Genomic DNA, 22,581 nt, shown 5'->3' on the forward strand with positions numbered 1-22,581 from the left:
GATTCTATAAGGCGTCGCATTAAATGAAATCACCCTATTCGGCGCCAAAGAGTGATGCTTATGCACTATTTTTGACTAATTTTGAAATCAACGGGCTGGCAGCACGGGTGAATTGGTTTACACTGCCTGCCAGTAGCTTACTGCATGGAAAACAAAACTATGTTGCAATATCTTAACCGTTGCTCTCAAGGGCGCGGTGCTTGGCTTCTGATGGCATTAACCGCTTTGGTTCTTGAACTCGTTGCTCTTTATTTTCAGCATGTCATGTTATTAAAACCTTGTGTCATGTGCATTTATGAACGTTGCGCACTGTTTGGTATTATGGGCGCCGGGATTGTGGGTGCCATTGCCCCAAAATCGGGGTTACGTTATGCCGGTATTCTGATTTGGATCTACAGTGCGTATGAAGGGATCCGCCTGTCATGGGAACACACCATGATTCAGCTGCACCCTTCACCTTTCGCGACCTGTGATTTCGCGGCCCGCTTCCCAACCTGGTTACCGTTAGATAAATGGTTCCCGGCGGTGTTTGTTGCTTCGGGCGATTGCGCGGAAAAACAGTGGGAATTCCTGAGCCTCGGTATGCCTCAGTGGCTGGTCGTCGTCTTCAGCGTGTTTATGTTGATTGGCCTGCTGGTCTTGATTGCTCAGTTTGTAAAACCTAAGCGTCGTGATCTGTTTGGTCGCTAAGACTCGCTCTGATTGACAAGATTTAAAACGAAAGAGGCGCCTCAACGGGCGCCTCTTTTTTATGCTTCAACCGTTACTTTGTACGCCACAAACGCAGCTGACCATACCAACCGCTGTCAGTTTCGTACTCCTGATGCGTGCCATTCGCGTCAATGATCTCTTCTGCAGAACGGCCGGTCATCGTACAGGCAAGGCTCACTTTAACCTTCCGTTGCCCGTTGACCAGGCGCAGGTCGACATATTCGTTAAACTGCAGTGCAGCAACCAGTTTGCCATCGACGCGCACATACAGCGGACAGGTTCTTTCGAAAGGAATCACGGTCCACTGGTCCATGCGGTGAAGACGGACAATAGTTTTACCCTGCTCTGCTTTATCTTGTTCGGCCTTACTCTGCTCGGCGCTTTGCGTTTTATTAGTCTGGTTTTCAGTCACAACCGCGGCGTTGAGGACTTGCGGTGCTGGCTGATACGGATTCTTCCCTGAACAACCGGCTAACATCAGCACGGCCAGCGCAATAAACGTTCTTTTCATTGTTGTCTTCCTGAATTGACGAACCAATTGATATACAAATAATTGATAGGCAAATGATAGCAGCGAGAGAAACTAAGGCAATGCATCAAACAGAGAATGTCGACTTTCCGTCTTTTTCAACAGCAAAAAACGCAGCGGCGGGTTCTGTTACAGGATTGACCAGGCTCGCATGACCGCTAATCAAAAAACACTTACCAGACATTGATTTAGTTGTTTACTAATGCCATGGCATTAGACATAATCGCCGTCCACTTCATGTAGCAATGATTGGTAAGGCCTCGGGTATTTAAAAATACTCGGGGCTTTTTCTTTTTTGCGCCTTCCCACCTGCATTTCGGCATCAGTATTGATCACCAGATAGCCCCTATGGCCGGTGTTAACCACTTAGCCCAGAAACACGCAAGCGCCAATCACACCATCAAATGGGCAAATCCAAACGTCATTGCAAACTCAAAGGGCATACTTTTGTTCAGAGGGTTAAAGCATGTATGAGAATGGCGAGGGCAAAAACATCAGCAACTAAATGGTCATTTTAAACGCAGGATTTACAGGTGATGCCCCGTATATGCCCCGCGCCATTTCACAGTGATAAATTTCTTCATTCACTTCAAGTGGTTACTTAGCCCAACTCGGCTTATTCATAATGTGGTCCTGCCAGTCCTCAACATCATCTTCACGCACGGCGATGTAGCGTACTGAAATGCGCTCGGTATGCATCGCGGATTTGGAGGACTTATTGAGTAACGGGTGCCAGGGCAGTAAAGGTTTACCCTCACCAACTAACCGGTACGCACAGGTCGGTGGCAACCAGTCAAAGGTGGTCAAATTTTCGCGGGTCAGTTTGATGCAGTCTTCTTCCAGTGTGAAACGACGTTCATAATTACGGCACTGGCAGGACTTAATATTCAGTTGATTACAAGCCACGTTGGTGAAATAGATTTCCTCAGTGTCTTCGTCGATCAACTTATGTAAGCAGCATTGCCCGCAACCGTCGCACAACGCTTCCCACTCTTCATCTGTCATTTCAGACAGTTTTTTTTGCTGCCAAAAATTGGGCTCAGTCATGGTGGGTATCCGGGTTAAGTAAAACGAGGGGGCCTATATAAACATTTTAGTGCAGAGATGCAAGTAAAGCTGCCCGAAAAAACCGGGCAGTGTCAGGTCATTGCTTAGATCAGAAAGGTTTAGATAACGCGGGTAGTCACGCTTTTGCCATTGAGTGAAGCTTCAATCACATCCCCTACCGCCATTGGCCCGACGCCCTGCGGCGTACCGGTGAGGATGATATCCCCGGCGCGCAAGGTAAAGAAACGGCTCATATAGGCAATTAACGGCAGGATCTTGGTCAGCATATCGCAGCTGTTACCGTTCTGGCGTATTTCACCATTGACGATGAGCTGCAGTTCTGCAGCCTCGGCATCACCGAACTCGCTCACCGGAATGAAACCGCTGATCGGGCAGGAACCATCAAAACCCTTGGCTTTTTCCCATGGCTGACCCGTTTTTTTAAACCCGGCTTGTAAGTCACGCAGTGTCAAATCCAGCGCCAAACCGTAACCGGCGATGGCATTCGCGACTCTATCTTCACTGGCCTGTTTTAGCGGCGTGCCAATTAATACCGCCAGCTCAACCTCATGATGAACCGAACCCAAATTTTTAGGGATCGCGATAGGCTGGCGAATATCGCACAGTGCGGTTTCTGGTTTGATAAACAGCACCGGTTCAGCAGCAACCTGACTGCCCATCTCTTTAATATGATCAGCATAATTGCTGCCTACACACACCACTTTGTTCACCGGAAAGTCGAGTAATGCGCCGTTCCAGTCTCTGTGTTGATACATGGAAAACTCCTGAAAGTGTCAGTCAACCGCCAAAGGGATTTTTACCCGCGGGCGCCACAGGAGCCGGAGTGGCAAGCGCCTCAGGCTCCGTTTGCGTCTGCGCAGGGGCTGGCGTCTGAGTTTGAGCCGGCTCAGCCACAATGGCGTCCGCCATCATACCAATGCTCAGCGCGAAATAGGTCGAGCGGTTCCAGTGCATAATAGTACGAAAGTTATCATAGACCAGGAAAGCACGGCCCTGGAGGTCATCAGGAGTGATGACCCAGGCGCGGGTGGCCGTCGAGGCCAGTGCACTGCCGTCCGCCTGTGTGACCCCTTTCTGCTGCCAATAGCTGGCAGTATGCATTTGGTTGTTTTTGAGCCCGGCCAGGCTGGCGTCAAAACCAGCAGGCAATTTCACTTCTTGTCCCCAGCCCTGATCCCCCTTCCAGCCTTCGGTCGAGAGATAATTGGCGGTAGAGGCGAAAACATCACTGGTGTCATTCCAAATATCAATTTTCCCGTCGCCGTCGCCGTCAGCACCGTAGTTCAGATAGGATGTCGGCATAAACTGCGACTGGCCCATTGCACCCGCCCAGGAGCCTTTCATCATATCGCTGGTAGCGTGGCCGGAATCAACAATTTTCAGTGCCGCCATCAGCTCTTTCGTAAAGAAAGCCTCACGGCGTCCTTCAAAGGCCAACGTTGCCAGCGCGGAGAAGACATCTTCCTTACCCTGAATTTTGCCAAAGTTACTTTCCATTGCCCACAAGGCAACAATGTACTGCGGTTGTACGCCGTAACGATCACTGGCCTGAGTTAGGGCAGAGAGGTTCTCGTGATACTGGATCCTCGCTTGCTCGATTTTTGCCGCAGGCAAGACACGGGCAAGATAATCATCAAGCGTGATTTTCTTTTCCAACTGATTACGGTCAGAATTTATGACCCGATCAATAAAGTGCACATTTATAAAAGCGCTGTCGATAGTCTGCTGACTGATGCCCTGCTGGCGGGCCTGAGTTTTAAGTTGTTCAACATAAGCCGGGAACTCAGCCGGGTCACGCCCCTGATCTGCAAGGGTAGTTTTAGCTGGCGTTTCGCTGGCCGGAACCGTGGCCACCGGTGCGGCAGCCTGGGGTTCAGTGGCGACACTTTCTTTGGCGCAACCGCTGAGGATCACACTGGTCACTAACACAGCCAATACCGACAATTTCATCACTCTGCTCCTTATTATCTCTTCATTCATCATCCTTAAACAACCTGAGGGAGCGCAGAGATGAATGCAATACGACAGCGCCGAATTTACAAAAACACACGAATAACGATAAGCCTCGGTTTATTTTTCACCGTTTTGCAGGTGCATATTCAATAAACTTTCCACTGGCGGTGGGACTTGTAAATAATAACCTTGCTCCAGAAGTGACTGCTTCACTTTCTCAATATCCGCGGAGGCTAACTTTTTACGCTGACCAAGGTTTATCACCATTGAGAACTGTGGCTTACCAAAACCTTGCAATAATTCTTCAGGAAGTCGTGAGAAATCGTCTTTTTTTTCGACATACAGGTATGTCTGATCACGTTTGTTACTTCTATAGATGGCACAAAACATTTTTTTAACTCTACTTTATTGAAACGGTGGCTTGCCTAGATATAACTGTAACTATAACATGCTTATCGTACATCGGAATATCGCCCCCCGAGTGGTATTCCGGGGATTAGAAGTTGCTGAGACTGAGTCAGGATAGATGTCACAATCGCCAATAGAACTAAAAGGCAGCAGTTTTACCTTATCGGTTGTTCATTTACATAGTTCACAACCTGAGGTTATTCATCAGGCATTACAGGACAAAGTGGAGCAAGCCCCCGCTTTTCTGAAAAATGCCCCTGTTGTTATTAACGTCGCAGCGCTAACAGGCGAAGCGAACTGGAAAGACATTCAACAGGCGGTGGCTTCTGCTGGTTTTCGCGTGGTTGGCATCAGTGGTTGCAAGGATGAACGGCAGAAACGCGCCATTTCCCGCACCGGTTTACCGCTGCTGAGTGAAGGCCGTGCACAGCGTATTGCCGCAGAGCCGCCGGTACCGGTCGTTCCCGACAACGCGCCAGCCAAAACCCGGATCATCAGCACGCCAGTCCGTTCTGGCCAACAGATTTATGCCCGTAACAGCGATCTCATTGTGACAAGCAGTGTGAGCGCCGGTGCGGAACTTATTGCCGATGGCAATATCCATATTTATGGCATGATGCGAGGCCGTGCGCTGGCCGGTGCCGCAGGTGATGCAAATTGTCAGATATTTTGCACACATCTGGGGGCTGAGCTAGTCTCAATCGCAGGGCAGTACTGGTTGAGTGACCAAATCCCGTCCGACTTTTACGGACAGGCAGCACGCCTCAGCCTGTTGAATAACGTGTTAACCATACAACCTTTAAACTAAGCCCTTTTGACAAGGAATCCTTTCATGGCACGCATTATAGTTGTTACATCGGGTAAAGGGGGCGTTGGCAAGACCACTTCAAGCGCAGCCATTGCTACCGGTTTAGCTCAAAAAGGCAAGAAGACCGTGGTCATCGACTTTGACATCGGTTTGCGTAACCTTGATCTGATCATGGGCTGCGAGCGCCGCGTTGTTTACGATTTTGTCAATGTGATCCAGGGTGATGCCACACTGAATCAGGCGCTGATCAAAGACAAGCGCACTGACAATCTGTTTATTCTTCCGGCTTCGCAAACGCGTGATAAAGATGCGCTGACTCACGAAGGCGTAGAAAAAATTCTTAATGATCTGAACGAGATGGGATTCGATTTCGTGGTCTGTGATTCACCAGCGGGAATTGAAACCGGCGCGCTGATGGCGTTGTATTTCGCTGATGAAGCGGTGATCACCACTAACCCTGAAGTCTCTTCAGTCCGTGACTCAGACCGCATTTTAGGCATTTTGTCATCAAAATCCCGCCGTGCGGAACAAGGCTTAGAGCCGATTAAAGAACACCTGCTTCTCACCCGCTATAATCCGGGCCGTGTTAGCCGCGGGGACATGCTCAGTATGGAGGATGTCCTTGAAATTCTTCGCATTCCGCTGTTGGGTGTTATCCCTGAAGATCAGTCTGTACTGCGCGCGTCCAACCAGGGCGAACCGGTGATTCTGGATCAGGAGTCCGATGCGGGTAAAGCCTACGATGACACCGTCAGCCGTCTGCTTGGTGAAGAACGTGCGTTCCGTTTTATTGAAGAAGAGAAGAAGAGTTTCCTGAAACGCCTTTTTGGGGGATAAACCATGGCCTTGTTAGATTTCTTTCTGTCCCGCAAAAAGCCGACAGCCAATATAGCCAAGGAACGGCTGCAAATCATCGTAGCAGAGCGACGCAGGGGGGACAACGAACCCTCCTATTTGCCGGAGCTTAAGCGCGATATTCTTGCGGTGATTTGCAAATATATTAAGATTGACCCGGAGATGCTCCAGGTTCAGTTCGAGCAAAAAGGTGATGATATTTCGGTACTGGAACTTAACGTGACATTACCGGAATCGGAAGAAACACCTAAATGACAGAGATGGAAATGTTCTGTTTGCCGGTGTTTTCTGCAAAATAGTGGCCCCCTGGCCTTCAGGGGGTAACTGTATAAATATACAATACCCTTTCCTGTTTTACCCCCTCTTCTATTTCTTTAAAACTATTCCTGGTATGGAAAAGAGTGAGTGAGATTCCTCTCATTTACTGTGGTTACTCGCACGTATAGGGTGATATTGTTGGTCATCCTGGACAAGAAAATACGTCCGTAGCGAATTAATTTCCTTTAACCAAAAATAGACAATAAAAAAGGCAGACTGCTGTCCGCCCTTTTAATCTCTCTGCTTATTCTCACTGCTTACCATCGTAATAACAGCGGATCAGTGTTAAACAGATTTAAATTTCAATACTCTTTTAATATTTCGTTTAATTTCTCGGCCAACAGTTTTCCACGCCATCCACTAATAAGTTCAGGCTGATGTTCTTTGGTTTTCAGTTGCCAATGCCAGTTTAACAATTGGTTAATTTGACGGCGCGACGCCAATAATTCAACGCTGAGCCCAGTCTCTTCGCTGACGATTTGGATCAGCGCTTTAATGTCTTTAAACACTTTGCGATAACCCGACTGGTCAATCAGGTTAGACAGTGGCGCAGGCAGTTCGGCGTCATCCATTTGGTTAGCTTCGGCTACCAGCGCCAGCAATGTGCGGCCATGATAACGAATCTCCGGGCCACTCAGACCAAGCGATTCAAGCTCACCCAGTGACGTCGGCTGATACCGGGCAACCTGCCATAAGTTTTCTTCGCGCACCACAAAGTTCACTGCGATGTCACGCTGACGCGCCTGTATTAAACGCCATGAGGCCAGCTTTTGCAGGCAAGCCAATTGACGCGGTCGCAGTTGGAAAGCATTGCTGATATCAAGATAGGCCATTTCCGGCTGCAGCACTTCTGCGCGTCGGCGACATAACGCTAAACATTCATCCAGCGCGGCGTCCATCCAGCCTGCCTCCTCGGTTTCACGCATCAGCTGTTTTGCCAGAGGCAATAAATACCAGACATCAGCGGCGGCATATACACACTGCTTTTCGCTCAATGGACGGGCAATCCAGTCGGTGCGTGATTCGCTTTTGTCCAGCTCCACACCGGTTGTTTCTGCCACCAGTCGGGCAAAACCGCATGAGAGTGGACGCCCGCTGAAGGCGGCAAGGATTTGGGTGTCGATTAATGGCACCGGCATCACGCCAAAAGCATTAAGGAACACTTCCAGATCTTCACTGCCCGCATGCAGAAACTTCACCACGTCAGGATTCGTCAGCAGATCAATAAAGGGCTGCCAGGCGGTGATGGGCAGCGGGTCTATCAGGGTCAGATTCTCACCGTCAAACAATTGGATCAGACCCAATTGCGGGTAGTAAGTGCGGGTTCTGACGAATTCGGTGTCCAGGGCAATCTGGCTGTACGCTCTTGCCTGAAGGCAAACTCGCTCAAGCGCGTCGTTGGTGGTGATTAACTGATAGTTCAAACTTTGATTCTCTTCTTCATATACCCATTATCCTTCAAGCGGCATCGTTGTTGACTGCAACTTGAATGAATTGGATATCATTGCGTTATAACGTGACAACGCCGGACATCGCCGGCGTTGTGAATCTGACCACGACTGAAACACGTGCTAACTGCTACGCAGCATCCTGTTTCGGATCGACCTTGGGGGTTTTCTGTTCGTCACGAAGTTCACGACGAAGAATTTTACCCACATTCGATTTTGGCAGCTCATCGCGGAACTCAACAATCTTCGGGACTTTGTAACCTGTCAGCATGCGGCGACAGTGGGCAAGCAACTCCTCACTGGTCAGCGATGGATCCTTTTTCACCACGCAAATCTTGACGATTTCGCCAGACGAGTCGCTCGGAACACCGATAGCCGCCACTTCAAGCACTTTGTCATGCTGTGAGACCACTTCTTCAATCTCATTAGGATAAACATTGAAACCTGAAACCAGGATCATGTCTTTTTTACGATCCACGATACGTAAAAAACCCTGCTCGTCCACTGTAACGATATCACCGGTTGAGAGCCAGCCATCTTTTAGTACCTCATCCGTCGCCGCCGGGCGTTGCCAGTAGCCTAACATCACCTGCGGCCCGCGGATCAATAGTTCACCCGGTTCGCCCTCAGCGACCTCATGACCATTGTCATCAACCAGCTTTACCTCTGTAGAGGGCACCGGCAAGCCAATGCTGCCGCTGTAGTGCTTCAGATCATAAGGATTTCCCGCCACCAGCGGGGAACATTCTGTCAGACCGTAGCCTTCAAGCAAATGCTTGCCGGTGAGTTTTTCCCATTTATCCGCCACTGATTTCTGCACCGACATACCACCGCCTACCGACAGGCGCAGCGTAGAGAAGTCCAGTTCGCGAAAATCTTCGTTATTGAGTAACGCATTAAACAGGGTGTTCACACCGCTGATGGTGGTGAAGGGATACTTCGCCAGCTCTTTCACCATGCCTGGAATATCGCGCGGGTTGGTAATTAACAAGCTACGCCCACCGAGTTCAATAAACAGCAGACAGTTCACGGTTAACGCAAAAATATGGTAAAGCGGTAACGCCGTCACCACAAATTCATGGCCAGGGATTAGCAGCGGCGAATAAGCGGCTTTTGCTTGTTCGAGATTCGCCTGCATATTACGGTGGGTCAGCATTGCCCCTTTCGCCACGCCAGTGGTACCGCCGGTATATTGCAAAAACGCTAAGTCGCTATTAATCACATCTGGCTTGATGTACTGCATCCGGCGACCTTGCTGCAACACGCTGCGAAAAGAAATCGCGTTAGGCAGATGATATTTCGGCACCAGCCTTTTGACATATTTGACCACGAAATTTACCAGCGTACCTTTGGCGGCAGAGAGCTGGTCTCCCATACGGGTGAGGATCACGTGTTTAATTTGCGTTTTGTAGACGACCTTTTCCAGCGTATGCGCAAAATTGGACACAATAACAATTGCGCTCGCGCCGCTGTCGTTGAGCTGATGCTCAAGTTCACGCGGGGTATACAGCGGATTGACGTTGACCACCACCATGCCGGCGCGCAATACGCCAAACAGAGCTATCGGATACTGCAACAAATTGGGCATCATCAGCGCGACACGATCGCCCTTCTTCAACCCTAATTCATTTTGCAGGTAAGCGGCAAATGCGCGGCTACGCTCTTCAAGTTTACGAAACGTCATCACCTCGCCCATGTTGATAAACGCCGGGCTGTCGGCATAACGCAGCGCGGCATTCTCAAACATCTCCACCAGCGAGCTGTAGCGATCCGGATCGATGTTCTCAGGAACATCCGACGGGTAACGTTTTAGCCAAACCTTTTCCAAGGTAATACTCCTGAAATCATGTGCTGTTGCCATCTCAATGTGACGAGTTTTATCACGTCTTTAACAATATTTTAACTCAGCTTACCAGTTGCGTTTTAAACAATGTTGAGGTTGAGAGGCCGGTCACTAATTTTTTGAGCATCCATGGCTCAAAAAAGAAAAAGGCGGCAAAGGCCGCCAAAGATAGAGACTTTAATTCCGTTGATTGATCTATTTTACCTTCTATACGGAAGTGAAACTACCTGACAATGCATGGCTCACGGCAGTTCCAAATGATTGGCAGACCACCGGTCCTAGTCAGACGGGAAAGGTACTAACTAAAGAATCCACTGGAAGGCAACTTGTTTAGGCCCCGATTGTTTTAGTAACAAACCTCCGGTCCTGCATCGTTGATGTTGCAGAAACGAACCTCAGCGCTTTTCAGCGTCTGACCGGTGGCAACGGTTTTGCAGCGATAGGGACTGGAACTATTGAACTCTTTTTCAAACATGAAGGGGGAATGTGACCCTGTGCCGATGATATCAATGCTGCCCTCGCGGTCTTTAACATCAACAGACCCGTTAATATCTGCACCACCCCCCTCTTTAAGCCCCATATCCACATATACGGAGGGATTGGCATTTTACTTGCCCCTGATTTTTTTAATTAATTTCATTATCGCGATATATCCCAAAATAGCGGTAAGCAGTGAGAAAACCACCCACATCAAGACCCATAGATCATCAAAATTCTCTTGACTTACAAGACCACTTTCCCATTTCGCGAATCTTTCAGTTGCATCAAGGCTAATGAAACTTTCAGGATTTATTATCGTTCCACCCAAATAAAGCAGACCGACAAATAAAGCGAACTTCGCCAACTTAATAATTAAATATTCAAGTCGCTTCTTTAAATTACGGGCAAATATTACCATTAACGATCACCTCAATGCTGCCGTAAGCCTTTAACTTTTTCATGCAAGGAATATCGATCAGTTGAGTTCTTAGCAGCACGTTTCTCAGTACGCGCAAAGTCTGAATCGTTCCACACGCGCCACGGTTGCGATAAACACCGTCACCTGAGAATGCCAAAAATATCTCCACGCCCGGAAAACTCAACGGTGAATAATCAGCATCGTTAATTACAAACTTTCCCTGTAGCGCCATCCCAATCCCTTAGCATTAAAATTTGAGTTAAGCGATATTTTAAGCGCATATCCATATAATTAATATGGATTTAATGATAATAACGTTTCGCCTTGTGACGCGTCACACACTGATTTTATTGAGTAGACATGTTCCGACTGCTGGCGGGGACTTGTTCGCACTGGAGCTGGATAAAAAACAGGGTGAGAAAGCACGGCTGATAGCACTGCGCCAATTTATTGATCGAATTAAGGGCGCCACAAAAAAATGCTTAAGCATAATGCCGGTCACTTAAGGTGACCGGCATTATGCTTATTAGGTTATTTCTTTTTATTCACACTTTACGCTGTGTTTCTTTCAGTCCACGCGTCTGTATAAAGAATGGTAGGTTAAGTCCATGACTCATGCCGATGACCTCAATGCTGCCCCTCTCGGTCTTTAACATCAACAGACCCTTTAATATCTGCACCGCCATCATCTTTAAGCCACATATATGGAGGAATAGGCATTTTATTTGCTCATGATTTTTTTAATTAAAGTCACTATTAATAAATAAATTGCAGTGGTAACGCTCACCGCTATAACAAGATCAATATAAAAATAAGTGTCATCTATGTTTTCAGCACCAATCTCCCCAGCGCCATAAATTAAATGACCAACCTTTAAAACAAAGTCATAGCTGAGCCAATAGAAGGGATCCCCCATGCAGCGGCCAACAACGACCAAAAGCAGTATGAAAAACACCACCTTGGAAACTCTACGGACAAGTGTCGCCATAGGTGATCACCTCGATAACTCCATATGCCTTTAAATTGGTCCCTGGAACATCAATCGTGCTTGCTCTGTATAGGGCGTTTCTAATCATGTTGTAATCAGATTGGTTGCCGAGGGTAATACAGCCATCAGAGATAGTGCCGGGATGTAGCCTAAACCCTCCCCTGGCGACTTTATTGAAGAATGTTTGGTCGTCAATTTTGTCATCTGCACGGTATAGTGCAAACCATTCGGAGTGGTCAACATGGTAGTAAAAGATCCTGCCATCTCAATCCCTTCATTAAAATTTGAGTTAAGGGATATTCTAGGCATAAAGCCGCGTAATTAGTGCGGGTTTAATTGTAACAACGTTTCGCCTTGTGACGCGTCACTCACTGATTTCCTTGAGTAGAAATGTTCCACTGCTGGCGGGAACTTGTTCCCACGGGCTCAGGATAAAAAACAGGGTGAGAAAGCAAGGACAGTGAATTCTTGCGGAGTAAATTTGTGGGCGGGATCTAAAGCCTGGCGGAGTAACATAAAAAATCCGTAACCTCTGGAGAGATCACGGATTCTTACACAGCCACTGGATCGGTCAACCGATCCTTAACTGATCGGCATTAGGCCAGAGCCGCCTATAAAACCTTACTTACTTCTTGTTCGCCGGAGGAGGGGGTGGTGGAGATTTCCCTCTCGCCGGCGGCGGTGGTTTATTCGGTGACGACGGTCTCGACCCGTGCCGGTTGTGTGTCATACCAACCGGGCCCCCAGCCGGGCCCATAGCCTCGCCCCCAGCGTGGATCATAAGGGCCTCCGTATCCCCAGCCCCATGGACCCATAGGCTGTGGTGGCATCACCACCTGCTGGGTAAGGTGCCAGCGTTTAAAGCTGTTAACGTTCACGGTGACAAACTTATACGACGTCTCACCGATAGTGCCATCTTCAGCCCCGGTGATAGGCCCAACAACAGTCACCAACTGCCCCTTGAAATCCACAGGGTCGACAAAGCCGTTCACATAAGCATGAATGCGTCCGAGTGATGCCGCGCCGAGGATCGGTCTTGCACTATCGTCCAGCGGCATAGTGGCTATCTCAAGGCGCGTTTTATTTTTCTCGTTGGTGATCCCCACCACTTTCCCGCCGAAACGGGACTCCTGGCCAACATACAACTGCGGCGCGCCCTGCACCACTTGCAGATTCATCTGCGGCGTATCGGTGGTCCCGCGAATATCGTCGGGAACCGTCACACAACCGGATAACAGTAAAACACTCAGGCCAATGGCGCTTAACGCCAGGCCTGGAAACCGTGGAAAATTTGACCACTTACGCATAACGAAAACTCCTGAACGACACTGCTAGTTTTGACCACGGTTTGTGGTACAAGTTGCCATAACTTACCGGCCAGGAAGCTTTTTCCAGGTCACTTCATTGCGCAGATAGACAGGTTCCGCCTGCTCCGGGGTGACGCGCACACCGCGTTGCCACATTTGCAGCGCCAGTGGCAGCATGTCTTCGGCCTGAGGCAGACACGTTTCGCCATCAAATAATTCAGCGACTAATGATTCTCCCAATAAATGCGGATACGTTCCCCAGCCGGTGCCCACGGTGGCAAAACGGCCGATGAAGTCGGCGGCGCGCAGTTGCAACTGTTCTGGCTTAATCACCGCTTCGCTCTGTTCTCCCTGCCAGTTGCCTTCTTCACTGCGATAATATTCACCCCAGTAAACGTCGCCCATACGCGCATCAATGGCCGCTAATACGCGGTTGGCGCCAGTCAGGCGATAAGCACCCTGCGCCATGGTCATCAGGGTTGAAACCGGTAACAGCGGCAGTTCAGCGCCATACGCCAACCCCTGGGCAATACCAATACCGATGCGCACACCGGTAAAACTGCCCGGACCGCGACCAAAGGCCAACGCATCCAGCTGATTTAGCGTCAGCCCGGCTTCGGAAAGTATTTGCTGCACCATAGGCAGAATGCGCTGCGTATGTTCACGGGCGCACAGTTCGAAATGAGCGAGCGTCTCGCCATCATTGTAAAGCGCAACTGAGCAGGCTTCTGTCGCCGTATCAATTGCTAAAATTCGCGTGGACATGCCAAACCTCAGGCGGGGAAAAGTAGTTAAAGGCCATAAATACGTCGTTAAAGGCCTTTTTCGGGGCGGAATTCTAGCATAACCAACAGGCTATTTCTGCTGTTCAACGTTTTGCAGAAAGCGGATCGCCTTGGCTAAATCACGGGTACGCGGCGCAGGCGGCAAACTGTTCAGGAACACTTCGCCATACGGGCGCATCACCAGGCGATTGTCACAGATGATCATCACACCACGGTCATCCGTATCGCGGATTAAACGACCCACCCCCTGTTTAAGCGTGATCACCGCATCGGGCAATTGCACCTCATTGAACGGATCCCCGCCGCGCAGGCGACAATCCTCAATACGCGCTTTCAGCAACGGATCATCGGGTGAGGTAAACGGCAGTTTGTCGATGATGACGCAGGAGAGCGCTTCGCCGCGCACATCCACCCCTTCCCAGAAACTGCTGGTTGCCACCAGCAAGGCATTACCGGCTTCAACGAACTGGGCCAGTAACTGGCCTTTGCTGGTTTCGCCCTGCACCAGCACGGGCAGCGTGGTGCTGGCGCGAAACTCTTCAGCCAGTTCACGCATCATCAGGTGAGAGGTACACAGGAAAAAACAGCGCCCTTTGTTGGCTTCAATCAGCGGCAGCAGCATTTTAGCTAACTGACGAGAACCACCGCGCTCATTGGGCGACGGCAGGAAGCGCGGCACGCACAGCAACGCCTGATTCGCATAGTCGAACGGGCTTGCCAGTAATAAGGTTTCAGCGTTATCCAGCCCGAGACGGGCGGTGAAGTGATGAAGCTGATCGTTCACCGACAGCGTGGCGGAGGTGAAAATCCAGGCGCCCGGTTTATCGGCCATCATTTCACTGAATTTATCGGTCACCGATAAAGGCGTCAGCGCCAACACAAAATGGCGTGAATTACACTCATACCAGTAACTGTAACCGGGAATGGTGACATCCTTGAGGCGCTTAAGGCGGTTGCGATACACCGTCGCCCGCTCAAAAGCAGCGTCCAGCAGGGCTGAGCGCCCAAGGGACAGTTTCACCACGTCATAGCACAGCTCGAGGGCGTCATCGAGCAGCAGCAGCGCGCGCTGAATGGCCGGTTGGTTGAGTACATCGCGCAGGTTGCCACGAAAACCAGGTTCACCCAGCGCCAGCCGGAAATCCATGGTGCTTTGACTCAGGCGGTCAGCGCTCTTTTGCAACTGGACCGAATCACGCACTTCGGTGCGATAGGCAATGGTGATGTCTTTGGCCATATCCAGCAGTTGTCGGCTGGTGACCTGCTGGCCAAAATATTGGCTGGCGATGTCGGGGATTTGATGCGCTTCATCGAAAATCATCACATCGGCGGTCGGGATCAACTCACCGAACCCGCTCTCTTTGACCACCATATCAGCCATAAACAGGTGATGATTGACCACCACAACATCGGCATCCATCGCCTTACGGCGGGCTTTGACAACGAAGCAATCTTTATAGGCCGGGCAGTCGCTGCCCAGACAATTGTCATTGGTGCTGGTGACCAGCGGCCAGACATAGCTGTCTTCGGCCACCACCGCGCAGGTGCTGATGTCACCCTCTTCGGTCATGCTTGACCAGTTACGCAGATGAACCAAATCACTTAAAGACTGGCTGGCAAGGTCACCGCCGGAGAGGGATTGCTGTTCGAGGCGTTCAATACACAGGTAGTTCGATCGCCCTTTCAGCAGGGCCAGTTTGCCTTTGAATTTCAGTGCACTGGCGACTTTGGGTAAGTCACGGGAATAGAGCTGATCCTGCAGGGCTTTTGAACCGGTAGAAATAATCACTTTTTTACCGGAGCGTAATGCCGGTGCCAAGTAGGCGTAAGTTTTGCCGGTACCGGTACCCGCTTCCACCACTAACCCTTGTTTGTGGCTGATCGCAAGACTCACGGCCTGCGCCATCAGACGCTGAGGTTCCCGGGGTTTAAAACCTTCAATTTTCTGCGCTAAGGCGCCGTCTGGTGCAAAATCGTCTGTCACGCTGTCTCTCTACCTGTACGGATCAGCAGTGATTATGCCAACCCCGCGCCTCTACGGCTACCGTCATCTGTCAATCCAACACAATCAGCCTTTGTGATACCCTTCACCATCATTAAAAAGTGACTGAAGGAGCATAAACACTATGACCATCGAACGAGTCAGGCCTGAGCCGCGGATGTCCGATGTGGTTATCCACAACGAGACGATTTACTACACTGCCGTACCGGAAAATTTGGAGGCTAATGCCAAAGATCAGACCGCAGAAACGCTGGCCATCATCGACGCCGTGCTGACTGAAGTCGGTTCTGACAAGAGCAAAATCCTCGATGCCACGCTGTTTCTGGTTCACAAGGAAGATTTTAAAGCCATGAATGAGGCCTGGGATGCGTGGGTTTCTCCAGGCAACGCACCGGTGCGTTGTACGGTTCAGGCCAATCTGATGAACCCGAAATATAAGATTGAAATCAAAATCATCGCTGCCCGTTAAGCGCTGATTTCAGGCATAAAAAAACCTCCCGGTGGGAGGTTTTTTATTTTAGAGACGATATTACGCTTTAGCGCCTGCAACCGCGTCTTTAGCCAGCTGCGTGATACGCGCATAGTCACCGCTCTCCAGCGCGTCAGCCGGTACCAGCCACGAACCACCGATGCACAGTACGCTTTTCAGCGCCAGGTAATCACGGTAGTTGTTCGGTGTAATGCCACCGGTTGGGCAGAAACGGACCTGCGGGAACGGGCCGGCAATAGCCTGCAAGGCTTTCACTCCTCCGTTGGCTTCCGCCGGGAAGAATTTAAACTCACGCAGACCCGCGTCCAGACCCATCATCAGTTCAGATACGGTACAGATACCTGGAATCAATGGAATAGAACCGGCGTTTGCCGCTTTCAACAGCGAGTCGGTCAGGCCAGGGCTAATGGCAAACTGGGCACCGGCTTCGGTCACTTGTGCCAGTTGTTCAGGATTAAGCACGGTACCCGCACCAATAATGGCATCCGGGACTTCTTTGGCAATTGCACGAATTGCGTCAATGGCACAAGCGGTACGCAATGTGACTTCCAGCACGCGAACACCGCCCGCAACCAGCGCTTTCGCCAGTGGAACCGCGTGCTCAAGTTTGTTGATAACGATCACCGGAACAACCGGGCCGGACGTCAGAATCTGTTCCGCGCTAGTTTTCCAATTTTTCATTTTTGTCTCCATTCATGCCCGTGGGCATCGTTGTGATTGATGGCGCGCCCCTGCCACAGGGCCTGCAACTATGCAGGTTACCGACCACACCCATTAGCCTACCCGTCGATCTGAATGATGTGGGGTATAAAAAAATATCAATAAAAAACCGCAGCGTAAGCAACGGTTTTAAACTCTTCGGTCACGCTGTCCAGTAAACACTGACCGGCGTTTGCTGCTGGTTGAGTACGGCACGCACGGGCATTTCATTTACGTCGGTGCCTTTTTCCGCGCGCTCATACACTTCACGCTTCGCCTCGCCCATCAGATGCAAATAGATATTGCGGCTGTCGAGCAGTAACGGCAACGTCAGGGTGATCCTGTCTAGCGGTGCAGTCAGCGGCGTCATGCCCATACAGGTACGGTCTGAATCGAGCGCCAGCGCGGCGGATAGATTAGTGGCGCCGGGGAACAGTGATGCAGTGTGGCCATCATCGCCCATGCCGAGGATCACCACGTCGATAGGGCGCGGTAAGGCCTTGAGGGCCTGTTCAGCTTCAGCCGCCCCTTCAAAAGGCGAAGTAGCCGCATTTTTCAGGCCAATAAACGTGGCCGACGCGGCCAGACCTTGCAAGAGATGATCACGCACCAGCTTTTCGTTGCTGGCACCGTTTTCCGGGCTGACCCAGCGCTCATCGGCCAGCGTGATCACAACGTTACTCCAGTCAAGTTCCTGACGTGTCAGTTGTATGAACAGGTCAAGCGGTGTGCGACCGCCCGACACCACCAGACTGGCTTTGCCGTTTGCCGCAATACCCTGACGAAGGGCATCCGCAATCTTTCCGGCGAAGTTTTGGTTCAGCGCCATCGCGCCGGAAAATTCGACAAAATTGGCCATCAGTTTCCCTTTACTCGAACTCATTCCAGGAGCGACCGTCACGGGTGATCATTGCCACGGAGGCGACAGGACCCCAGGTACCGGACTGGTAAGGCTTTGGTGCTTCACTTTCTGCAGCCCAGGCATTCATGATGGAGTCGACCCATTTCCAGGCTTCTTCCACTTCGTCGCGGCGAACAAACAGCGCCTGAATACCGCGCATGGTTTCCAGCAGCAGACGTTCGTAAGCATCAGCAATGTGCTGCTCGTTGAACGTTTCGGAGAAGCTCAGATCCAGCTTGGTGGTTTGCAAACGGTGTTTGTGTTCAAGACCCGGCACTTTATTCAGCACTTCGATCTCAATGCCCTCATCCGGTTGCAGGCGAATGGTCAGTTTGTTCTGCGGCAGTTGCTGGTAGGAATCACGGAACAGGTTCAGCGCCGGGTTTTTAAAATAGACCACGACTTCTGAACATTTGGATGGCAGACGTTTACCGGTACGCAGATAGAACGGCACACCGGCCCATTGCCAGTTATCGATATCCACGCGAATGGAAACGAAGGTTTCTGTACTGCTGGATTTGTTGGCACCCTCTTCTTCAAGGTAGCCCGGCACTTTTTTGCCCTGAACAAAACCGGCGGTGTACTGACCACGGACGGTGGTTTCGCGCACATTGGATTGGTCGATACGGCGCAGTGAACGCAGTACTTTTACTTTTTCATCACGGATGCGGTCAGTACTGAGATCGGCCGGTGGTGACATGGCAATCATGGTCAGAATTTGCAACAGGTGGTTTTGAATCATGTCGCGCATCTGGCCAGCTTTGTCGAAGTAACCCCAACGGCCTTCGATACCCACCTCCTCCGCCACGGTGATCTGCACGTGGTCGATGGTGCGGTTATCCCAGTTACTGGCGAACAAATTGTTGGCGAAACGCAGGGCCAGCAAGTTCAGAACGGTTTCTTTACCCAAATAGTGGTCAATACGATAAACCTGGGACTCAGAGAAGTACTCAGCAACCTGGTCGTTGATCACCTGAGAAGACTCAAGGGAGTTACCGAGCGGTTTTTCCATCACTACGCGTGACGGTTCTTTATTCAAACCGGCCTCACCAAGACCACGGCAGATGGCACCGAAGGTGCTCGGCGGCATGGCAAAATAGTTGATGGTGGCGCGGTTTTGCTGGTCGAGCATTTTCCCCAGCACTTTGAAATGCTTGAGATCATTGACATCAAGGTTACAAAATTCGAGACGAGCGCTGAGTTTATCCCATAGCTCGGGTTCCATTTTTTCCTTCATGAAGGTGGTCAGCGCTTCTTTGACAATTTCGGTATATGCCGCTTTGTCCCACTCTGCACGGCCAACACCGATGATTTTGGTGTCAGGATGAATGTGGCCAGCCTTTTCTAACTGATACAGGGAAGGCAACAGTTTACGGCGCGCAAGATCGCCCTTCGCACCGAAAATAACCAGGTCACAGGCCTGGGCTGTCTGGGTTACCGCCATGATCTTCTCCTTAATGCAAGAGTGCAGGATATATTGTAATTTTATTTCAGCAACAATGTACTCTGATTGGTTAGCGCCCGTAAACCTCGATCTAAAACGTTAATAGATGAATAAAAACCACATATTTTGTCATAGATGTTAAATCGGTCAGAAAAAAGCGCTGAGTTATGTAATTTTATGACAAATATGACGGAGATTTACCATACTGAAATGGAGATCCCGGTCATACTCTGAGGATAAAAGCTTAAAATTCACCATATTGCTTATGCCAACCCAATCAGGCTCGTAGTATATTTTCACCAAACCGACATGATTTCCTCTTTTCATAGAAATCGTTGAAACCTATGAGTGGCACGCTAATGAATACATTAGAAAAAATCCAAAGCCATCTGGACATTCTGAGCAAGTCTGAAAGAAAAGTTGCCGAGGCCATTCTTGCCTCGCCCCAGACTGCCATCCATTGCAGCATTGCCACCCTGGCCCGCATGGCCGATGTCAGTGAACCCACTGTAAACCGTTTTTGCCGTCGCCTCGACACCAAAGGCTTTCCTGATTTTAAATTACACCTGGCCCAGAGTCTGGCCAATGGCACGCCGTATGTGAACCGTAACGTGGATGAAGGCGATGGTGCTGACGCCTATACCAGCAAGATTTTTGAATCCACCATGGCGACGCTGGATCAGGTGAAAAACACCCTGGACATCAGCGCGATTAACCGCGCGGTGGACCTGTTGACGCAGGCGAAAAAAATCTCCTTCTTCGGTCTCGGTGCCTCGGCTGCTGTCGCGCATGACGCCATGAACAAGTTTTTCCGCTTCAATATTCCGGTGGTCTACTTTGATGACATCGTCATGCAACGAATGAGCTGTATGAACTGTACCGAAGGCGATGTGGTGGTGCTGATTTCCCACACCGGACGCACCAAAAGTCTGGTGGAACTGGCACAGCTTGCGCGCGAAAATGACGCCACGGTGATCGCCATTACGTCGCAAAACACCCCGCTCGCCCATGAGGCAACGCTGGCGCTGCTGCTTGACGTTCCCGAAGACACCGACGTGTACATGCCAATGGTCTCACGCATCGCCCAACTGACGCTGATAGACGTGCTGGCGACCGGTTTTACATTGCGTCGCGGAGCAAAATTCAGAGATAACCTGAAGCGTGTCAAAGACGCGTTGAAAGAATCGCGCTTTGATAAAGGCGCACCCGTTCCCAATGTTTTCGACTAAGCGTAGTCTGAATGATAAAGAAGTTCTCGCAGTTTTTTGCAACACACTTGTTCACCAGTCAACGGAGTACTACATGTCCAGAAGGCTCAGAAGAACCAAAATTGTTTGTACCCTCGGTCCTGCCACGGATCGTGACAATAATCTGGAAAAGATCATTGCTGCCGGCGCCAACGTCGTTCGCATGAATTTTTCCCACGGTACCGCTGAAGACCACATCATTCGCGCCAATAAAGTGCGTGAAATCGCGGCACGTCTTGGCCGCCACGTGGCGATCCTCGGTGACCTCCAGGGACCAAAAATTCGTGTTTCCACCTTTAAAGAAGGCAAAGTCTTCCTCAATATTGGTGATAAATTCCTGCTCGATGCCAACATGGGCAAAGGCGAAGGCGACAAAGAAAAAGTCGGTATCGACTATAAAGGTTTGCCTGCTGACGTGGTCCCCGGCGATATCCTGCTGCTCGATGATGGACGTGTACAACTGAAAGTGCTCGAAGTTCAGGGCATGAAAGTGTTCACCGAAGTGACCGTGGGCGGCCCTCTGTCCAATAATAAGGGGATCAACAAGCTCGGCGGCGGTCTGTCTGCCGAAGCGCTGACCGAAAAAGACAAGTCAGATATCATCACTGCGGCCAAAATTGGCGTCGATTATCTGGCTGTCTCTTTCCCGCGTACGGGTGAAGATTTGAACTACGCACGCCGTCTGGCACGTGATGCTGGCTGTAATGCGCAAATCGTCTCTAAAGTCGAACGCGCCGAAGCGGTTGCTTCTGACGAAGCCATGGATGACATCATTCTGGCTTCTGACGTGGTGATGGTAGCCCGTGGTGACTTGGGCGTTGAAATTGGTGACCCTGAACTGGTCGGCATCCAGAAGAAATTGATCCGCCGCGCCCGTAAGCTTAACCGTGCAGTTATCACGGCGACGCAGATGATGGAGTCAATGATCACCAACCCAATGCCAACACGTGCAGAAGTGATGGACGTCGCTAACGCCGTGCTCGACGGCACAGACGCCGTGATGTTGTCGGCAGAAACAGCGGCAGGCCAGTATCCGGCTGAAACCGTAGCTGCCATGGCACGTGTTTGTTTGGGTGCTGAGAAAATCCCAAGCATTAATGTGTCAAAACACCGCCTGGACGTGGAATTCGACAACATCGAAGAAGCCATTGCAATGTCTTCCATGTATGCCGCCAACCACCTGAAAGGGGTCACCGCGATCATCGCTATGACCGAATCTGGCCGTACCGCCCTGATGATGTCTCGCATAAGCTCAGGCTTGCCAATTTTCGCCATGTCCCGTCACGAAAATACGCTTAACCTCACCGCAATCTACCGTGGCGTGACGCCGGTGTTCTTTGACAGTCACAGTGACGGCGTAGCTGCCGCCCACGATGCTATCGAACTGCTGCGCGACAAAGGTTACCTGCTCTCCGGTGATCTGGTTATCGTAACGCAGGGTGATGTCATGAGTACCATCGGCACCACCAATACCAGCCGCGTATTACGGGTTGATTAATCCGATGCCCATATAAAGTGGATGGGTTAATTCGTTTTTAGTCTATTTACAGCATGATTAAGCCAGTTCATTTGAACTGGCTTTTTTATTTTCTTTTTTAAGCCTCATTTATTTTCTCCTCAGCCATTTATTTCAACATCGACAATAAATAAGACGCCAATCTCATTGGGTAGTGTTCATAACAATATCAATTGTCTTATTTTAAATAAGGGTAAATATTCCAAATTGGCTTTATTTCAGCCTCGCCAGCCCCCTGTTTGGAATAATAAATACGGAGTAATCCGATGGGGTTTATGTATGCAGCCACAATGCTCTCAAATTTATGTGATACACATCACATAAAAACATTAACTTTACTTCTTTCCGGCGAATGATCATTAC

The 22,581-nt window shown here is 50.1% G+C and carries 25 protein-coding genes and 2 pseudogenes; 8 read left to right on the forward strand and 19 right to left on the reverse strand.

From position 1 onward, the window contains the following. Positions 1-23 precede the first annotated feature (23 nt). A complete protein-coding gene (locus tag EAH77_RS25250) occupies positions 24-176 on the forward strand; it encodes a hypothetical protein (RefSeq protein ID WP_162541441.1) in 153 nt (50 codons plus the stop codon). Next, on the forward strand, positions 160-690 hold the full coding sequence (dsbB, locus tag EAH77_RS17120) for a disulfide bond formation protein DsbB (RefSeq protein ID WP_140474093.1): 531 nt from the start codon (positions 160-162) through the stop codon (positions 688-690). The genes EAH77_RS25250 and dsbB overlap by 17 nt, the downstream gene beginning before the upstream one ends. A gap of 73 nt (positions 691-763) precedes the next feature. Here dsbB and EAH77_RS17125 read toward each other — a convergent pair whose 3' ends face one another. The 5 genes from EAH77_RS17125 to EAH77_RS17145 all read right to left on the reverse strand — a co-directional run bounded on the left by EAH77_RS17125 (position 764) and on the right by EAH77_RS17145 (position 4,651). Further along, positions 764-1,222, reverse strand: a complete 459-nt coding sequence (locus EAH77_RS17125) for a membrane lipoprotein lipid attachment site-containing protein (protein ID WP_140474021.1) — start codon at positions 1,220-1,222, stop codon at positions 764-766. 615 nt (positions 1,223-1,837) lie between these two features. Next, entirely contained in the window at positions 1,838-2,287 is a 450-nt protein-coding gene (locus EAH77_RS17130; RefSeq protein ID WP_140474022.1) for a YcgN family cysteine cluster protein, read from the reverse strand. A 119-nt stretch (positions 2,288-2,406) separates the two neighbouring features. Then, complete coding sequence (locus EAH77_RS17135; protein WP_140474023.1) at positions 2,407-3,063, reverse strand: fumarylacetoacetate hydrolase family protein; 657 nt, start codon at positions 3,061-3,063, stop codon at positions 2,407-2,409. A 22-nt stretch (positions 3,064-3,085) separates the two neighbouring features. Next, positions 3,086-4,258: a lytic murein transglycosylase gene (locus EAH77_RS17140; RefSeq protein WP_140474024.1), complete on the reverse strand. Its 1,173-nt coding sequence runs from the start codon at positions 4,256-4,258 to the stop codon at positions 3,086-3,088. A 120-nt stretch (positions 4,259-4,378) separates the two neighbouring features. Next, complete coding sequence (locus tag EAH77_RS17145) at positions 4,379-4,651, reverse strand: YcgL domain-containing protein (RefSeq protein WP_140474025.1); 273 nt, start codon at positions 4,649-4,651, stop codon at positions 4,379-4,381. A 136-nt stretch (positions 4,652-4,787) separates the two neighbouring features. Between EAH77_RS17145 and minC the strand changes: the two genes are divergently transcribed. Genes minC through minE form a run of 3 tightly spaced genes read left to right on the forward strand, consistent with a single transcriptional unit; the run spans position 4,788 to position 6,587 of the window. After that, entirely contained in the window at positions 4,788-5,477 is a 690-nt protein-coding gene (minC, locus tag EAH77_RS17150; RefSeq protein WP_140474026.1) for a septum site-determining protein MinC, read from the forward strand. A 24-nt stretch (positions 5,478-5,501) separates the two neighbouring features. Next, a complete protein-coding gene (gene minD / locus EAH77_RS17155) occupies positions 5,502-6,314 on the forward strand; it encodes a septum site-determining protein MinD (protein WP_140474027.1) in 813 nt (270 codons plus the stop codon). Between the two features lie 3 nt (positions 6,315-6,317). Beyond that, a complete protein-coding gene (minE, locus tag EAH77_RS17160) occupies positions 6,318-6,587 on the forward strand; it encodes a cell division topological specificity factor MinE (protein WP_140474028.1) in 270 nt (89 codons plus the stop codon). 365 nt (positions 6,588-6,952) lie between these two features. Here minE and rnd read toward each other — a convergent pair whose 3' ends face one another. The 11 genes and pseudogenes from rnd to EAH77_RS17215 all read right to left on the reverse strand — a co-directional run bounded on the left by rnd (position 6,953) and on the right by EAH77_RS17215 (position 15,903). Then, on the reverse strand, positions 6,953-8,074 hold the full coding sequence (rnd, locus tag EAH77_RS17165) for a ribonuclease D (RefSeq protein ID WP_140474029.1): 1,122 nt from the start codon (positions 8,072-8,074) through the stop codon (positions 6,953-6,955). 154 nt (positions 8,075-8,228) lie between these two features. Continuing rightward, the gene (gene fadD, locus EAH77_RS17170) at positions 8,229-9,926 is read right to left on the reverse strand and encodes a long-chain-fatty-acid--CoA ligase FadD (protein ID WP_140474030.1); all 1,698 of its coding nucleotides are present in this window, start codon (positions 9,924-9,926) and stop codon (positions 8,229-8,231) included. Positions 9,927-10,290: 364 nt separating this feature from the next. Continuing rightward, positions 10,291-10,547 (reverse strand): annotated as a pseudogene (locus tag EAH77_RS17175) (type VI secretion system tube protein Hcp); the annotation flags it as partial. A gap of 1 nt (position 10,548) precedes the next feature. Then, complete coding sequence (locus EAH77_RS17180; RefSeq protein ID WP_140474031.1) at positions 10,549-10,839, reverse strand: hypothetical protein; 291 nt, start codon at positions 10,837-10,839, stop codon at positions 10,549-10,551. Then, entirely contained in the window at positions 10,820-11,071 is a 252-nt protein-coding gene (locus EAH77_RS17185) for a hypothetical protein (RefSeq protein WP_140474032.1), read from the reverse strand. Before EAH77_RS17185 ends, EAH77_RS17180 begins: the two co-directional genes overlap by 20 nt. Before the next feature lie 361 nt (positions 11,072-11,432). Beyond that, positions 11,433-11,559: pseudogene (locus tag EAH77_RS17190) on the reverse strand (type VI secretion system tube protein Hcp); the annotation flags it as partial. A gap of 1 nt (position 11,560) precedes the next feature. Next, positions 11,561-11,827: a hypothetical protein gene (locus EAH77_RS17195; RefSeq protein WP_140474033.1), complete on the reverse strand. Its 267-nt coding sequence runs from the start codon at positions 11,825-11,827 to the stop codon at positions 11,561-11,563. Next, positions 11,808-12,083 carry a tlde1 domain-containing protein gene (locus EAH77_RS17200; protein ID WP_140474094.1) on the reverse strand — a complete coding sequence of 92 codons (276 nt, stop codon included), beginning with the start codon at positions 12,081-12,083 and terminating at the stop codon, positions 11,808-11,810. The genes EAH77_RS17195 and EAH77_RS17200 overlap by 20 nt, the downstream gene beginning before the upstream one ends. 430 nt (positions 12,084-12,513) lie before the next feature. Further along, positions 12,514-13,134, reverse strand: coding sequence for a Slp family lipoprotein (locus EAH77_RS17205; RefSeq protein ID WP_140474034.1), 621 nt, complete (start codon positions 13,132-13,134; stop codon positions 12,514-12,516). A gap of 63 nt (positions 13,135-13,197) precedes the next feature. Next, positions 13,198-13,899 carry a tRNA (adenosine(37)-N6)-threonylcarbamoyltransferase complex dimerization subunit type 1 TsaB gene (tsaB, locus tag EAH77_RS17210; protein ID WP_140474035.1) on the reverse strand — a complete coding sequence of 234 codons (702 nt, stop codon included), beginning with the start codon at positions 13,897-13,899 and terminating at the stop codon, positions 13,198-13,200. 90 nt (positions 13,900-13,989) lie between these two features. Further along, a complete protein-coding gene (locus tag EAH77_RS17215) occupies positions 13,990-15,903 on the reverse strand; it encodes an ATP-dependent DNA helicase (RefSeq protein WP_140474036.1) in 1,914 nt (637 codons plus the stop codon). Between the two features lie 142 nt (positions 15,904-16,045). Here EAH77_RS17215 and EAH77_RS17220 point away from each other — a divergent pair, with 142 nt between their 5' ends. Continuing rightward, a complete protein-coding gene (locus EAH77_RS17220) occupies positions 16,046-16,390 on the forward strand; it encodes a RidA family protein (RefSeq protein WP_140474037.1) in 345 nt (114 codons plus the stop codon). Between the two features lie 60 nt (positions 16,391-16,450). Here EAH77_RS17220 and EAH77_RS17225 read toward each other — a convergent pair whose 3' ends face one another. From EAH77_RS17225 to zwf, 3 genes are all read right to left on the reverse strand, one after another. Further along, a complete protein-coding gene (locus tag EAH77_RS17225; protein WP_140474038.1) occupies positions 16,451-17,092 on the reverse strand; it encodes a bifunctional 4-hydroxy-2-oxoglutarate aldolase/2-dehydro-3-deoxy-phosphogluconate aldolase in 642 nt (213 codons plus the stop codon). A 181-nt stretch (positions 17,093-17,273) separates the two neighbouring features. Then, on the reverse strand, positions 17,274-17,969 hold the full coding sequence (pgl, locus tag EAH77_RS17230) for a 6-phosphogluconolactonase (protein WP_140474039.1): 696 nt from the start codon (positions 17,967-17,969) through the stop codon (positions 17,274-17,276). A gap of 10 nt (positions 17,970-17,979) precedes the next feature. After that, complete coding sequence (gene zwf / locus EAH77_RS17235; RefSeq protein WP_140474040.1) at positions 17,980-19,455, reverse strand: glucose-6-phosphate dehydrogenase; 1,476 nt, start codon at positions 19,453-19,455, stop codon at positions 17,980-17,982. A gap of 359 nt (positions 19,456-19,814) precedes the next feature. Here zwf and EAH77_RS17240 point away from each other — a divergent pair, with 359 nt between their 5' ends. Then, the gene (locus EAH77_RS17240) at positions 19,815-20,684 is read left to right on the forward strand and encodes a MurR/RpiR family transcriptional regulator (RefSeq protein WP_140474041.1); all 870 of its coding nucleotides are present in this window, start codon (positions 19,815-19,817) and stop codon (positions 20,682-20,684) included. A 73-nt stretch (positions 20,685-20,757) separates the two neighbouring features. Beyond that, positions 20,758-22,200, forward strand: a complete 1,443-nt coding sequence (gene pyk, locus EAH77_RS17245; RefSeq protein ID WP_140474042.1) for a pyruvate kinase — start codon at positions 20,758-20,760, stop codon at positions 22,198-22,200. Positions 22,201-22,581: the final 381 nt, after the last annotated feature.

Source organism: Ewingella americana (assembly GCF_006438725.1).
GTDB lineage: Bacteria > Pseudomonadota > Gammaproteobacteria > Enterobacterales > Enterobacteriaceae > Ewingella > Ewingella americana_A.